Source organism: Paenibacillus ihumii (genome assembly GCF_001403875.1).
Taxonomy (GTDB): domain Bacteria; phylum Bacillota; class Bacilli; order Paenibacillales; family Paenibacillaceae; genus Fontibacillus; species Fontibacillus ihumii.
In genome coordinates this window covers 49617-65058 of sequence record NZ_LN884297.1, presented here as the reverse complement: position 1 = coordinate 65058, position 15442 = coordinate 49617, and the positions used below count along the sequence as shown (strand labels likewise).

General features: G+C 50.2%; 12 protein-coding genes. All 12 read left to right on the top strand.

Annotation, left to right across the window (positions count from 1 at the left end; all coding sequences use genetic code 11):
- Window positions 1–183: 183 nt before the first annotated feature.
- Window positions 184–1542: a trigger factor gene (tig, locus tag BN2762_RS03095; protein ID WP_055105579.1), complete on the top strand. Its 1359-nt coding sequence runs from the start codon at window positions 184–186 to the stop codon at window positions 1540–1542.
- Between the two features lie 252 nt (window positions 1543–1794).
- Window positions 1795–2385 (top strand): ATP-dependent Clp endopeptidase proteolytic subunit ClpP, encoded by a 591-nt coding sequence (gene clpP / locus BN2762_RS03090; RefSeq protein WP_055105578.1) that lies wholly within the window; start codon window positions 1795–1797, stop codon window positions 2383–2385.
- Window positions 2386–2397: 12 nt separating this feature from the next.
- On the top strand, window positions 2398–3654 hold the full coding sequence (gene clpX, locus BN2762_RS03085; protein ID WP_055105577.1) for an ATP-dependent protease ATP-binding subunit ClpX: 1257 nt from the start codon (window positions 2398–2400) through the stop codon (window positions 3652–3654).
- A 119-nt stretch (window positions 3655–3773) separates the two neighbouring features.
- Window positions 3774–4898 (top strand): flavodoxin-dependent (E)-4-hydroxy-3-methylbut-2-enyl-diphosphate synthase, encoded by a 1125-nt coding sequence (gene ispG / locus BN2762_RS03080; protein WP_055105576.1) that lies wholly within the window; start codon window positions 3774–3776, stop codon window positions 4896–4898.
- Window positions 4899–5522: 624 nt separating this feature from the next.
- A complete protein-coding gene (locus tag BN2762_RS27450) occupies window positions 5523–5837 on the top strand; it encodes a transposase (protein WP_055105575.1) in 315 nt (104 codons plus the stop codon).
- A complete protein-coding gene (locus BN2762_RS03070; RefSeq protein ID WP_222861019.1) occupies window positions 5795–6706 on the top strand; it encodes an IS3 family transposase in 912 nt (303 codons plus the stop codon). Before BN2762_RS27450 ends, BN2762_RS03070 begins: the two co-directional genes overlap by 43 nt.
- 566 nt (window positions 6707–7272) lie before the next feature.
- Window positions 7273–8982 (top strand): ATP-dependent protease LonB, encoded by a 1710-nt coding sequence (gene lonB / locus BN2762_RS03065; RefSeq protein ID WP_055105943.1) that lies wholly within the window; start codon window positions 7273–7275, stop codon window positions 8980–8982.
- A gap of 200 nt (window positions 8983–9182) precedes the next feature.
- Window positions 9183–11519: an endopeptidase La gene (gene lon / locus BN2762_RS03060; protein ID WP_055105573.1), complete on the top strand. Its 2337-nt coding sequence runs from the start codon at window positions 9183–9185 to the stop codon at window positions 11517–11519.
- Between the two features lie 15 nt (window positions 11520–11534).
- Entirely contained in the window at window positions 11535–12143 is a 609-nt protein-coding gene (yihA, locus tag BN2762_RS03055; RefSeq protein WP_055105572.1) for a ribosome biogenesis GTP-binding protein YihA/YsxC, read from the top strand.
- A 210-nt stretch (window positions 12144–12353) separates the two neighbouring features.
- On the top strand, window positions 12354–12941 hold the full coding sequence (locus BN2762_RS03050) for a hypothetical protein (RefSeq protein WP_055105571.1): 588 nt from the start codon (window positions 12354–12356) through the stop codon (window positions 12939–12941).
- A gap of 328 nt (window positions 12942–13269) precedes the next feature.
- Window positions 13270–13668, top strand: coding sequence for an adenosylmethionine decarboxylase (gene speD, locus BN2762_RS03045; RefSeq protein ID WP_055105570.1), 399 nt, complete (start codon window positions 13270–13272; stop codon window positions 13666–13668).
- Between the two features lie 243 nt (window positions 13669–13911).
- Window positions 13912–15324, top strand: a complete 1413-nt coding sequence (gene hemA / locus BN2762_RS03040) for a glutamyl-tRNA reductase (protein WP_055105569.1) — start codon at window positions 13912–13914, stop codon at window positions 15322–15324.
- Window positions 15325–15442 lie beyond the last annotated feature (118 nt).

Here is a 15442-nt window from a genome sequence, read left to right as displayed (position 1 = left end):
GCCGTTCTCGAATAACGCTCTAGTTCTGCTCTTGTAAAAACAAATATTGTTGTTTATAATATAGTGGTTATTCTGAACGTGGAATAGAGACAGCTATACTGGAACCATGATAGCTGCTTTATCGCGATTCGGTTTCAGTATTACAATATAGTATTATGTGAAATTTGGAGGGGAAGGCATAAAATGAAAGCAACTTGGGAAAAAATAGAGAAGAACCTCGGCGTTCTCGAGGTTGAAGTAGAAGCAGAACGCGTGTCTGCTGCACTAGATAAAGCGTTTCAAAAAGTCGTAAAAAAAGCAAACGTACCTGGATTCCGTAAAGGTAAAGTGCCTCGGCCGATCTTTGAGGCGCGTTTCGGCGTTGAATCCCTTTATCAAGACGCGATCGATATTTTGCTTCCGGAGGTTTATACCGAAGCGGTTGAGCAAACGGATATTTTCCCGGTTGACCGTCCTGAAGTGGACGTAGAGCAATTTGCGAAAGGACAGCCTTTCAAATTCAAAGCGAAAGTAACCGTTAAACCTGAAGTAACCCTTGGCAACTACAAAGGCCTCGAAGTGCCTGTAGAGCCTGTGGAAGTAACTGAAGAAGAAATCAGCCAAGAGCTTGAGCGCTTGCAGCAGCGTCATGCAGAGCTAATTGTCATCGATGAAGAAGCAGCGCAAAACGGCGATACTGTAGTCATCGATTTCGACGGCTCCGTAGACGGCGTTCCATTCGAAGGCGGACAAGCCGAGCGTTATTCGCTGGAGCTTGGAAGCGGCTCGTTCATTCCGGGCTTTGAAGAACAGGTTGTCGGCATGGCAACAGGAGACTTCAAAGACGTTACAGTAACTTTCCCAGAGAACTATCATGCTGAGGATCTGGCTAGCAAAGAAGCTGTCTTCAAAGTAAAAGTGCATGAGATCAAACGCAAACAGCTTCCTGAGCTGGATGACGAGTTCGCGAAAGACGTCAGTGAATTCGATACGCTAGCTGAATATAAAGAGGATCTGAAGAAGCAGCTTCTTTCCCGTAAGGAGAAAGATGCAAAGGCTGCACGCGAAGGAATCGTCGTTGAAAAAGCAAGCGAGAACGCTGAAGTTGAAATTCCTGAGTCGATGATCCAAAGTGAAGTTCAAAACATGGTTCGCGATTTCGACAATCGTCTTCGCTCCCAGGGCATGAACCTGGAAATGTTCCTGAGCTTCTCCGGCCAAACGATCGAGGATCTGCAGGAGCAAATGAAGGCCGATGCAGAGAAACGCGTTCGCAACAACCTTGTTCTGGAGAAAATTGCGAAGGAAGAGAATATCGTGGCTACCGAGGAAGAAATCAACAAGGAGCTTAACGATATGGCGGAAGCGTACAAGCGTTCTCCGGAAGAAATCCGCAACATTCTTGCAGCTAATGGTTCCCTTGGCAGCTTGAACGAGGATGTAACTCTTCGCAAGACAATCGAATTCTTGCTGGAGAACAGTAAAGAGGTTCCTGCTGAGAAGAAGGAAGAAGCTAAGGAAGACGCTAAAGAAGAATCCAAAGAAGAAGCAGCTGAAGAATAGGATCGGCGCCGAGCCGGCTTAAGCTTTTGAAGCTTTCAGCAATAACATTAAGGCACGTATATAAGATGCGTGCCTTAATTTTTAACCTTTTTGAAATACATATATTGGTATTGCTGAATCGGACAAGTCTTTTGTTATATAATACGTTCAGAATGTCATACACTGTATCGAGTGAAAAATGACATGCGCCTTTGAACGTGATAGAATATTTCTGTAAGCGTAAGAATTTGAAAAGGAAAAGAGGTTGGTCGCATGAGTCTGGTACCTATGGTCGTAGAACAAACAAGCCGGGGAGAACGGTCTTACGATATTTATTCGAGACTTCTTAAGGATCGAATCATTTTTCTCAGCAACGCGATTGACGATGATGTTGCCAATCTCGTAATAGCCCAGCTGTTGTTCTTGGCGGCGGAGGATCCTGACAAGGATATTCATCTGTACATCAATTCCCCTGGTGGTTCGGTTACAGCCGGGATGGGTATATATGATACGATGCAATATATCAAGCCGGACGTTTCTACGATCTGTGTAGGAATGGCTGCCAGTATGGGCTCGCTCCTGCTTACAGCGGGTGCCCCGGGCAAACGATTCGCACTTCCGAACAGTGAAGTGATGATTCACCAGCCGCTTGGCGGTGTGCGCGGTCAAGCTGCGGACATCAAAATTCATGCCGAGTGGATCATCAAGACGAGAGAGAAGCTGAACCAGATTTACGTAGATCGGACGGGTCAACCCCTTGAAAAAATCGAACGCGATACAGACCGCGACTTTTTTATGAGCGCGGAAGAGGCTAAGGCCTACGGGATCATCGATCAGGTCATTAGTAAGCCGATTAATCCATAAAGGGGTGTTTACATGTTTAAGTTCAACGATGAAAAGGGACAACTGAAATGCTCGTTCTGCGGTAAATCGCAGGAGCAGGTCCGCAAGCTTGTTGCTGGACCCGGCGTTTATATATGTGACGAATGCATCGAATTGTGCACGGAGATCGTAGAAGAGGAACTCGGACATGAAGAGGAATTGGATCTGAAGGAAATTCCGAAGCCGAGGGAAATTCGCGACATTCTGGATCAGTATGTCATCGGTCAGGAGCAGGCGAAGAAATCGCTGTCCGTTGCGGTATATAACCACTACAAGCGTGTTAATATCCAAGGCAAGGTGGACGACGTCGAATTGCAGAAGAGCAATATCCTGCTGCTGGGTCCTACGGGCTCCGGTAAGACATTGCTTGCGCAGACGATGGCAAGAATTTTGAACGTGCCTTTTGCGATCGCGGATGCAACTTCCTTGACGGAAGCCGGATATGTCGGCGAAGACGTCGAGAATATTTTGCTGAAGCTGATCCAGGCTGCGGATTATGACGTGGAGAAGGCGGAGCGCGGCATCATTTACATCGATGAGATCGATAAAGTGGCCCGCAAGTCCGAGAACCCGTCTATTACCCGCGACGTATCCGGCGAGGGCGTGCAGCAGGCCCTTCTCAAAATTTTAGAAGGCACGGTAGCATCTGTGCCACCACAAGGCGGACGCAAGCATCCGCATCAGGAATTCATTCAAATCGATACGACGAACATTCTGTTTATTTGCGGCGGTGCCTTTGATGGACTGGAGCAAATCATCAAACGTCGGATCGGCAAGAAAGTGATTGGCTTCAACGCGGTGAGCGAAGGGCAGAAGGATCTTAAACCGGGCGAATATCTCTCCATGGTTCTTCCAGAGGATTTGCTGAAGTTCGGTTTGATTCCCGAATTCGTCGGCCGCTTGCCGGTCATTTCCACGCTGGAGCCGCTGGACGAGAAGACCCTGGTGCGCATTTTGTCCGAGCCGAAGAACGCTCTGGTGAAGCAATATCAGAAGCTGCTTGAGCTGGACAACGTCAATCTGACCTTCGAGCCGAAGGCGCTTGAAGCGATCGCCCAGGAAGCGATTAAGCGCAATACGGGCGCGCGCGGTCTTCGTGCGATCATCGAAGGCATTATGCTCGACCTGATGTATGAAGTGCCTTCCCGCGAGGACATTACGGACTGCGTCATTACGGAGAAGGTAGTTCAGGACAAGACGGTTCCAGAGCTTCAGCCGAAGAAGAATAAGAAGCAAGAAGAGAGCGCATAAGGCTTAGCGGCCGAATACGCCACAAAATAGATGTCAGGTTCTCCACCTTTGCGAGAAGTGCGTTAAACATACGCTTCGCTTGCAGGGGTGGAGCTTTGACGTTATGGGAGAGACCTGAAATGACATTCTTGAGACAAGATACCCGGCCGGTCAAAGTCGGCAATCTGACGATCGGCGGCAGTAACGAAGTAATCATTCAGAGCATGTGTACGACGAAGACAGCAGATGTCGCGGCTACGGTAGCGGAAATTCATCGGCTCGAGGAAGCAGGCTGTCAATTGGTTCGCGTGACCGTGAATAATGAAGAAGCTGCAGCGGCGATCAAGGAAATCAAGAAGCAAATTCATATACCGCTTGTGGCAGATATTCATTTCAATTACAAACTGGCCTTGCTCGCGATTGAGAACGGCATCGACAAGGTGCGCATCAATCCGGGAAATATCGGCCGCCGGGAAAAAGTTGAAGCCGTCGTTAAAGCCTGCAAGGAGAAAGGCATTCCAATCCGCATCGGAGTCAATGCAGGTTCTTTGGAGAACCATTTGCTCGAAAAATACGGCTATCCAACGCCGGAGGCCATGGTAGAGAGCGCATTGTTCCATATCGGCATTCTGGAAGAGCTGGATTTTCATGATATTATCGTGTCACTTAAGGCGTCTGATGTGCCAATGGCCATTGCCGCTTATTCCAAAGCCGCAGAGGTCATACCGTATCCGCTGCATCTGGGCATTACCGAAGCGGGCACGCTGTTCTCGGGAACTGTCAAGAGCGCGGCGGGCATCGGGGCGCTGCTGTCGATGGGCATCGGCTCCACGCTGCGGATTTCGCTGAGCGCGGATCCTGTGGAGGAGGTCAAGGTTGCCCGCGAACTGCTCAAGACCTTCGGTTTGATTTCGAACGCAGCCACATTAGTGTCCTGCCCGACCTGCGGCCGGCTGGATATCGACTTGTTTGCAATCGCGAATGAGGTAGAGGATTATATCGCCAATCTGAAGGTTCCGATCAAGGTTTCCGTGCTCGGCTGCGCCGTGAACGGGCCGGGCGAAGCCCGCGAGGCTGATATCGGTATAGCTGGCGCCCGCGGCGAGGGCCTGCTGTTCCGCTACGGTGAAATGATCCGCAAGGTGCCAGAAGCCGAGTTGGTGTCGGAATTAAAGAAAGAAATCGACCATATCGTCGAGGTCTACGAAGCGACAGGCGAGATTCCCGGCCGCAAGGAGCACCGGGCCGCTAGCGCTAAAGCATAAGCGGCGGGGATTAATACGCCCAAATTATTAAGATTACGTCAGCAGCAGCGTTAATAACGCGTCATGTAAAACATGCGGGATATACCGTTCGATAAATAAACCGTAAGCTGTACGCAAGTGCAGTTTGCGGTTTTTTACTACTTCTGATTATGGGATGCGAGCATTAACGGTTATGAAGTATGGTTTCAGGAATGCAATAGTGTAACCGCGCAGCTCCCAGCGCGCGGTGCTTCGCTGCATGACGGCGGTGCGCGAGCGGGTGACAGCAACAGTGTTATGACTGCTTAATGATTGACGGAGCTGGACGAAATAGAGTTACATCGCTGGTTGGCATGTATCGTCGTTTATGGGTATTCTGTATCGTTAATGTATTCTGTATCGTTTCGTTCCACCCAAGTTACCCGGTTTATATAGTGGATTCGAGTGCTACATGCATTTTATACAGTTAGTTCCATTGTTTTTTTAAAAAGTACTTGTGCTAAATGTAAATCATACAGTTAGTTTGCCTGAATGGAGCAAATTCGTCGGAATAGCTTAAAACTAAATGTAGGTTTGCAGCTAGAATAAAAAGTGGACAGTCCTTAAGTGAACCTAGATAATAATCCTTAAGGGAGAGATGTCCGGATGGAACGTAATAGTTACAGTGAAGAGTTTAAGAAGCAGACAGTGAAGTATATTTTAGAGCAAAGTAAGTCAATGTCGCAGTTGGCCGAAGAACTCGGTATATCTGCGGGTGTGTTGCATAACTGGAAAGCACTTTACCGTGATGATATCCAGCTGGAATCTTTAGTCACACCGGAGAGAGTGCGTCAACTCGAACAACAACTGCGTAAAAAGGAACTGGAGAATCAAGAGAAGGAGCGGGAAAATCAAGATCTCCAGGAAGAACTCGCTATATTAAAAAAGGCGCTGCACATCTTCAGCAAAGAAAGGAACTGAGGTTCCAATTCATCAAAGAACATCGCTCCGAGTTTCCGGTGGAGAAGATGTGCAAGGTTTTACAAGTGTCTCGGAGTGGCTTCTACAAGTGGCAAAAGGCATTGCCTAGCGAGCAGAAACTTCGAAAGGCGAAGGTTCTGGAGAGGGTCATGTATCATTTTCATGACTCCGAGGAACGCTACGGCAGTCCTAAGATTACCCGAATGCTGTGGAAAGAACGTATCCAGATCGCGGAGCGCACAGTTAGCATCTACATGAAAGAACTGGGGTTGCGTTCTTGTGTCTCCCGTAAATTTAAGGTGCAGACGACCGATTCCAATCATGACTCACCCATTGCTCCCAACGAGCTGGACCAGAACTTTGCCGTATCTGAACCGAACAAAGTGTGGGTTGCGGATATTACCTACATCCCCTGCCGAGAAGGACGGCTGTACTTGGCTAGTCTGATGGATCTGTGCACACGCGAGATCGTGGGTTGGCGGCTTTACGGCCGGATGACTACAGAACTTGTCTTAGATGCTCTAGAAGCCGCATATGATGCGAAAAAACCAGATAAAGGATTGCTTCACCATTCCGATCGCGGTTCACAGTACGCATCGAAGGAGTACCGCGACAAGATTGAATCATATTCCATGAAGGTTAGCATGAGTCGTAAAGGGAATTGCTATGATAACGCTTGTATCGAGTCATTTCACAGCATTTTGAAAAAAGAACTCATCTACAGAACGAAGTTCAAGACCAAACAACAGGCTTACGAGACCATTTACAGGTACATTGAATTTTTCTACAACCGCAAACGAATCCACGGTTCAATCGGCTATTTGTCGCCGGTTCAATTTGCTGCGCAATTCAAGAAGGAGACGGCATAAACTTTCACTTAATAGGTGTCCACTTTCTTGACAGAAGTCCAGTTCTGCAGTTGGTTGCCTCCAATAGGGCTAAAACCATTAAACTAAATGTATGAAATACATTTGGTTATTTTCCCCTTTGCAAATAGCGCACTAGAACATCCGCAATAACCCATGGCATTTCCCGCATCCCGCAATATCCGCAATAACCCATAACGTTTCCCGCACCCGCAAACATCCGTAATATCCCATTACGATTCCCGGCATCCCACTACAACCGCTAACGTTCCCCGACATCCCGCAACATTCATAATGACCCATAACAATTCGTTGACATTTAGTAACATTCTCCCACATCACCCACCCACATCACCCATTACCATCACTCATCACTATCATAACCCCTTCCCGTCTACGTTTAGATTCCCAAGCTACATTCCAAGTATTCCCTAAATGAATCCGCATTTTAAAGGAAATAACATCAATTGACGTTTTTCTTAATTCATTTTAGCTAACAATTGCGTTTTATGATGGGCGAATAGGGCAATACTACCATGTATCAGTAAAAGTGTGGGAGGCTCTGTATGATGGAACTGAATGTAATTTTGATGTCCGTTCAAATGTTCTTCGCCGTGGTCATCGGCCTTTATTTCTGGAATCAGCTTCGCAGCCAAAGGGGGAACCGGACCGCGGTGGACAAGGAGTCGCGCAAGGAGCTGGAAAAGCTGCGCAAGCTGCGGGCGGTATCGCTGACGAAGCCGCTTGCGGAGCGTACGCGGCCGGCGACCATGAACGACATCGTCGGCCAGAAGGATGGGCTTCGGGCTTTAAAGGCTGCATTATGTAGCGCCAATCCCCAGCACGTCATTATTTATGGCCCGCCAGGGGTCGGCAAGACAGCGGCGGCCAGAGTGGTGATGGAGGAAGCCAAGAAAAGTCCGATATCGCCCTTTAAGTCAGATGCCAAGTTTATTGAAATGGATGCGACGATTGCCAGATTTGATGAGAGGGGCATTGCTGATCCGCTCATCGGGTCGGTTCATGATCCGATTTACCAAGGCGCTGGCGCCATGGGAGTGGCGGGAATTCCGCAGCCGAAGCCGGGAGCGGTAACGAAGGCGCACGGCGGCATTCTGTTTATTGATGAAATTGGGGAGCTTCACTCCATACAAATGAATAAAATGTTAAAGGTGCTGGAGGACCGCAAGGTTTTTCTGGAAAGTGCCTATTACAATTCCGAGGATTCTGGGACGCCGGCGTATATCCATGACATTTTCCAGAATGGGCTGCCGGCTGACTTCCGTCTGGTCGGGGCAACGACACGCTCTGCACATGAAATCCCTCCGGCCCTTCGTTCGCGCTGCATGGAAATTTACTTCCGTCCGCTGCTGCCGGATGAGATTGCCCAAATTGCCGAGGACGCGGTTAAAAGAATCGGCTTCCAGCCGTGCCCCGAGGCGATCGAGGTCATCAAGAAGTTCGCCACGAACGGGCGGGAAGCGGTGAACATGGTTCAGCTTGCCGCCGGGCTGGCTCTGACCGAGCAGCGCGATCATTTGCTGGCTTCGGATTTGGAATGGGTGGCCACGAGCAGCCAGCTCGCGCCGCGCCCGGATCGCAAGATCAACGAGCAGTCGGAGATCGGCGTTGTGAATGGGCTTGCGGTATATGGCCCGAATATGGGCACCTTGCTGGAGATCGAGGCAACGGCCGTCCCCGCTCAGAAGGGGAAAGGCGTCTATACGATCACCGGCGTAGTCGATGAGGAAGAGATCGGCGGGGGGAACCGGACGCTGCGGCGCAAGAGTATGGCGAAGGGCTCAGTGGAAAACGTGCTGACTGTGCTGAAAAGCATTGGGCTTCATCCGGCGAACTATGACCTGCATATCAACTTTCCAGGGGGCACGCCGATCGACGGACCTTCTGCGGGAATGGCTATCGCTACAGCGATTGCTTCAGCGATCAAGCGGGTACCTGTCGATAACCGGATCGCCATGACCGGCGAGCTGGGCATTCATGGGAAGGTGAAGCCGGTCGGCGGAGTCGTGGCCAAGGTCGAAGCGGCTTTTCAGGCAGGGGCGACGACCGTGCTTATTCCGAAGGATAATTGGCAGACGCTATTCGAGGGCCTGCAGGGGCTAAGAGTCATACCGGTGGAATCCGTATCCGAGGTGTTCCGGCATGTCTTCGGCCCTGAGGCGGAGAAGAACTTCGATCTGTCGCTGGGCGGTGAAACCTTCGTACCGGCGCCGGCTTCTTTTCTGCATGCCGAGTCTCCGCAGGGCGGGTCGCTGTAGGCTGTGGCCGCAGTCTGTGCAAATGGATAATGAGATATTGCAGTGGCAAAATCAGAAATTTAGAGGTGCTGGAGAATCCGACCGTCGGAATTTTTCATTGGGGCGGCTGCATGAAGCAGTCGCTCTTCGTTGGTGTTTTCAAGAAACATTTGCTAAAATAGGACTAATATCTAACGAGAACGTTTGGAGGTGCGAAAGCGATGGGATCCCATAAATCCAAAAGCCGTCGTTTTCCTTTGTTGCCCTTGCGCGGCCTTCTCGTCTATCCGAGCATGGTGCTGCATTTGGACGTAGGCCGGGAGAAATCCGTAAAGGCGCTGGAAAAAGCGATGGTAGACGACAATTTGATTCTCCTCTGTTCTCAATCCGAAGTGAACATAGAAGAGCCGACCCAGGAAGATATTTTCCGCATTGGTACCGTAGCGAAAGTTCGGCAGATGCTGAAGCTCCCTAACGGAACGATTCGTGTACTGGTTGAAGGGGTGGAGCGCGCCGAAATCATTGAATATTTGGATAATGATGAGCATTACGAGGTGCTCGCCCAGGAGCGACCTGAGGAGGAAGTGCTTGATCCTGAAGTGGATGCGCTTATGCGCACTGTATTGAATCAATTCGAGCACTATATCAATTTGTCCAAGAAGGTTACACCCGAGACTCTGGCTGCAGTATCCGACATTGAGGAGGCCGGTCGTCTGGCCGATGTCATCACGAGCCATTTGTCGCTTAAGATTAAGGACAAACAGGAGATTCTGGAGACGATCGACGTAAGGAACCGGCTGGAGAAGCTGCTGGATATATTGAATAACGAACGCGAAGTACTGGAGCTCGAGCGCAAAATCAGCCAGCGCGTCAAGAAGCAAATGGAGAAGACGCAGAAGGAATACTACTTGCGCGAGCAGATGAAGGCGATTCAGAAGGAGCTCGGCGAGAAGGAAGGCCGGGCTGGCGAAGCGGAGGAGCTGCGCGCCCAGCTGGAGGAGAAGAAGCCGCCGGAGCATGTTCGCGAGAAGATCGAGAAAGAAATCGACCGCCTTGAGAAAATGCCCGCAAGCTCTGCTGAAGGCGGTGTCATTCGCAATTATGTCGATTGGCTGTTAAGCTTACCCTGGAGCGAAAAAACCGAGGATGATCTGGACTTGGCCAAGGCCGAGCAGGTGCTCAATGAGGACCATTACGGTCTCGATAAGCCGAAGGAGCGCGTGCTGGAATATTTGGCGGTGCAGAAGCTGGTAAAGAAGCTCAAAGGGCCAATACTCTGTCTCGTTGGACCGCCGGGAGTCGGAAAGACCTCGCTGGCCCGTTCGATCGCCCGCTCGCTCGATCGGGAGTTCGTACGGATTTCCCTGGGCGGCGTAAGGGACGAAGCCGAAATTCGCGGCCATCGCCGAACTTATGTGGGAGCGATGCCAGGCCGGATCATTCAAGGAATGAAGACAGCAGGAACGCTGAATCCCGTATTCCTGCTCGATGAGATTGACAAGATGGCCTCCGATTTCCGCGGAGATCCTTCCGCAGCGCTGCTGGAGGTGCTGGACCCCGAACAGAACAATACGTTCAGCGACCATTTCATCGAGCTTCCGTTCGATTTGTCGAACGTCATGTTCGTTACGACAGCGAATGCGGTGCATAACATTCCGCGTCCGCTGCTCGATCGGATGGAAATGCTCTATATTCCGGGATATACTGAGCTGGAGAAGCTGCAGATCGCTTCGCGCTACCTGCTTCCGAAGCAGAAGCGCGATCATGGGCTTCAGGAGGAGCAGCTCGAGATCGGCGAGGCTACCCTGCTGCGGACCATCCGCGAATACACGAGGGAGTCGGGTGTACGTAATCTGGAGCAGCAGGTCGCGGCGTTATGCCGCAAAGCAGCCAAGAAAGTCGTATCCGAGGCTGTGGAGCGCATCGTCATTGAGCCGGATGACATCAAGGATTATCTAGGCGTTCCGAAATTCAGGTACGGCGTAGCGGATCTGGAGGATCAGATCGGTACAGTCACCGGCCTCGCCTGGACGGAAGTCGGCGGTGAAACCCTCGTCATCGAGGTCACTGTCGTTCCGGGAACCGGTAAGCTTACCCTGACCGGGAAGCTGGGCGACGTGATGAAGGAATCCGCTCAGGCGGCCTTCAGCTACACGAGATCCAAGGCGGCCGAGCTGAACATTCCGCTTGATTTCCATGAGAAGAACGATATCCATATTCATATACCGGAAGGAGCCATTCCGAAAGACGGGCCTTCCGCAGGCATTACGATAGCCACGGCGCTGATCTCTGCCTTGACGAACCGTTACGTGTCCAAGGATGTGGCGATGACGGGCGAGATCACGCTGCGGGGACGCGTGCTGCCTATCGGCGGCTTGAAGGAGAAATCACTGGCTGCTCACCGGGCAGGCTACAAGAAGATTCTGCTCCCCAAAGACAACGAACGCGATCTGCGGGATATCCCGGATAGCGTGAAGGAAGACGTCGTGTTTGTTCCTGTGTCCCATATGGATCAGGTGCTGGAGCATGCTCTTGTAGACCAAACGGGGATCCACTAGAGAGGAATTTTACGTATGAAAGTAACGAGTGCAGAATTTGTGATCAGTGCCGTGCGCCCTGATCAATATCCAGGAGACGCCCTGCCGGAGATTGCTCTGGCCGGGCGCTCCAACGTTGGCAAGTCATCGCTGATCAACCGGATGATTCATCGCAAGAATCTGGCGCGGACCAGCTCGACGCCGGGCAAGACGCAGCAATTGAACTACTATCGGATTAATGATCAGCTGTATTTCGTTGATTTGCCGGGATACGGCTATGCCAAGGTGTCCAAGACGCAGCGCCAGGTGTGGGGGCAGATGATCGAGAAGTATTTGCTCGAGAGGGACGAGTTGAAGTTGATCCTTCTCGTCATTGATTTGAGGCATCCTCCGACCAAGGACGATGAGATGATGTACGATTGGCTCAAGCATTACGACCTGCCGGTCTGCGTCGTCGGCACAAAAGCGGATAAGATTCCAAGGTCCCGCTGGCAGAAACATATTAAAATTATTAAGGATTCACTCGTCCTCCGGGCGAGGGATCAATTCGTCATGTTCTCCTCCGAGGAGGGAATCGGCAGGGACGAGCTGTGGAGCCATATCAGCCGTCATATCCTTCAGGAGCAGCAGGATGCTTCGGAATGAAAAAATCATAAGAATCGACGGATGATAAAGGGATTTGAAGAAGTTTCAGCAGGAAAGTGAGCATGCAGGGGGATTTTTGCAGCTGAGAACGGCTAAATCCGTTTTTTTCTGAAAAATGGCAGGAATTCACGTTTCAAACGCTGAGCAATATCTTTAATGAGTAGTGTATAATTATAATTAAGGATTGCTAAAAGAATTGAGGAGATTTTTATGGCTCAGCGGTTAGCCACAGAATATGTTAATGCCAGTTTACGATTGTCGGAAGTTCAGATGTCTCAGTTTATTCACAAGGTATACGATCCTCATGTCCGCCAGACGGTAAAGGTGCTGGATAACGGCGGCCAGGAGGTGGTGCTGGAGGATGATAGTGGAGAAGAAGTCCATCTGCCTTTTGACCGTAAGGACGGATATTATGTCTGTGAATTGTCTTTCCGCTTGGAAAAACCCCATTTAACCAATGTAATGCGATTGTTGTTTGCCGCTTTTAAAGGCTCGGGTATGGTTACACGCATTTATAACGGATTCATGATGATGTATTATTATCACGAGGGACGCGTACGTAAAATCGTGGAGTATTCCCGCGATTCCTACAAATTGGTCTATGAGTATAAGGATACGGTCGGAGAGCTGCAGCGGATTTATCGCAACAATGATGTGGAGCGGGAGATTGAACAGATTCACCGTGAAGTCAACGCTCTGCTGGATCAGCGTTTTGTTGCACAGGATACAGCGGCCGTGCAGCGGATCGATAGCGAGCTGCGCAAGCATACTCGCCGGCTGTTCGTTCTGGAGGCCTGAAGGGGCTCTGAAGGGGCTAGGAGAGCAATATTCTTTTCTAGACAGCTGTCACCATGATCAAGGAAGTGACATAAAGTGGTAAGGAAAACTACCCTAATGCTAGGGTAGTTTTTTTTCCGGGCCAACAAATCAACTTTTTTTGCGAAAAGTGTTGCATTTGTTACGGATAGATGGTATTTTTAATCTCGTTGAAAAGAATATAGGAACCAGGATTCACTCAGGACATGGAGATGTTGCGAGAGATTTTTCCCTCGGGAAGTGAATGACGTAGGTCCTAGCGGATGAAATTTTTTCAAACATTTTATTCCTAGGAAGGGGGAACCGAAGGATGGAATATTCAACTTTCGGAAGACACGTTGCTGTTGATACTTGGGGAGTCGACTTTGAGGTACTGAACAATGCAGAGCTATTGCAAGCTCATTTGGTGGAAGCTGCTGAATCTTGTGGAGCAACGGTATTGTCCGTGCAATCCAAACAGTTCGAACCGCAAGGTGCGACGGTACTTGTGTTGTTGTCGGAGAGCCATCTCTCGATTCATACGTATCCTGAGAGAGGGTTTGCTGCTATTGATTGCTATACCTGCGGGGAAACGGTGGATCCGCAATTGGCGATCGATTACCTGGTGTCCGTATTGAAGCCGGAGAAGATGTACGCGAAGAAGATCATTCGCGGGCTGGGCGAGCTTGAGGTTGTAACGCCGGTTATAAATCAAGTGGAGCTCGTATAAAGAAGAAATTGAAGACTCAGTGGTTTCGTAGCTCATAAGTTTGCGGAAAATTGGGTAGAATAGGATAACCATGGAGCAATTCCATGGTTATTTGTTTTTTGGCGGAATTTTTTGGTTATCTTCATAAAGAGTTCATAAATCGCTCATCAAATCCACCGGGGAATCTGCCAGTCCTGTGATATAATTAACATAGTTTATTTTCGATTGATGCTGTGACATCTTAACAAGGCAGGTGAACTTGCAATGCACATCGTCGTAGTCGGGTTGAACTATCGAACAGCGCCTGTGGAAGTCAGGGAACGTTTTACTTTTGCCGAACGGGATTTGCCGCAAGCGTTGCAAGAGTTGAAACGCACCAAGAGTGTATTGGAAGGCGTCATTATAGCAACCTGCAACAGAACGGAAATTTATGTCGTAGTCGATCGCTTGCATATGTGCGGTTATTTTATCCGAAGCTTCATGGAGCAGTGGTTCGGTATTCCAAGACAGGAATTTACCCAGCATTTGTATATGTATGAGGATGAGCAGGCTATTCGCCATCTGTTCCGGGTCGCTTGCGGCCTCGATTCGATGGTGCTTGGCGAGACGCAAATCCTTGGACAGGTCCGGAACGCTTTTCTGCTCTCCCAGAGCGAGAAGGTTACGGGTACATGGTTTAATATGCTCTTTAAACAAGCGATCACCCTTAGTAAAAGAGCTCATTCAGAGACCGCGATTGGGGAAAGCGCCGTATCGGTAAGCTACGCGGCTGTGGAGCTGGGCAAGCGGGTATTCGGCAGCTTCGAGGGCAAGAAGGTGCTTATTCTTGGCGCGGGCAAAATGAGCGAGCTGACGGCGAAGCATTTGAGCGGCGGCGGCGCGGCTGAGGTGCTTGTCGCTAACCGTACCTTCGGCCGGGCGCAGGAGCTTGCCGCCAAATTTGATGGTATTCCGTGCTCGATGCAGGAAGCGATGCAGCGGCTGCAGGATATCGATATTCTGATCAGCTCTACCGGGGCGGATGGCTACGTGATTACCTCCTCCCAGGTGCAAACCAGCATGAAGCAGCGGCCGGATCGGCCACTGTTTATTATAGATATAGCAGTGCCTCGCGATATCGATCCGTCGATTGGCGAACTGGATAATGTGTTCCTGTACGATATCGATGATTTGGAAGGAATCGTGGAGAGCAATATGGAGATGCGCCGCGGCGAGGCTCTCAAAATAGACTGGATGATCGAAGAGGAGATGGGGGCATTCGCAAGCTGGCTGCAGACGCTTGGCGTCAGACCGGTGATTCGTGCTCTTCAGGAGAAGTCTTCTTCGATTCATGAGAGCACGATGGAGAGCCTGTTCAACAAGCTGCCTGAGCTGGATGAGCGGCAGCGGAAGGTCATCCGGCGGCTCACCAAGAGCATCGTGAACCAGATGATGCATGATCCGATCAATCGGATCAAGGAAATGGCCGGAGAGGAACGTGGCGCGGAGGCGCTCCAAATGTTCACGCAAATTTTTGCGCTGGAGGAGCAGCTTGAAGCTCTGTCTGAATCCTCTGCATCTGCAGATAAGCCGAATGTTGCGACTCAAGAGCATCCAACGCAAGAACAAAAGGAGAAGAAGAACGAGCCGCCTCTCGAAGCGGAGGCTGAGCTTCCGCTCGTGCAGGTATCGGTTTAAAGGCTTGCAGCTTCATTCTCCATCCTTGAATATATGCCGGGATCATCAATGTATGCCCTGAGCCTTCTGTTTTATTTGTCGTATTGCATTAGGGTGCAATCCGTAAAACGGAGGGTGC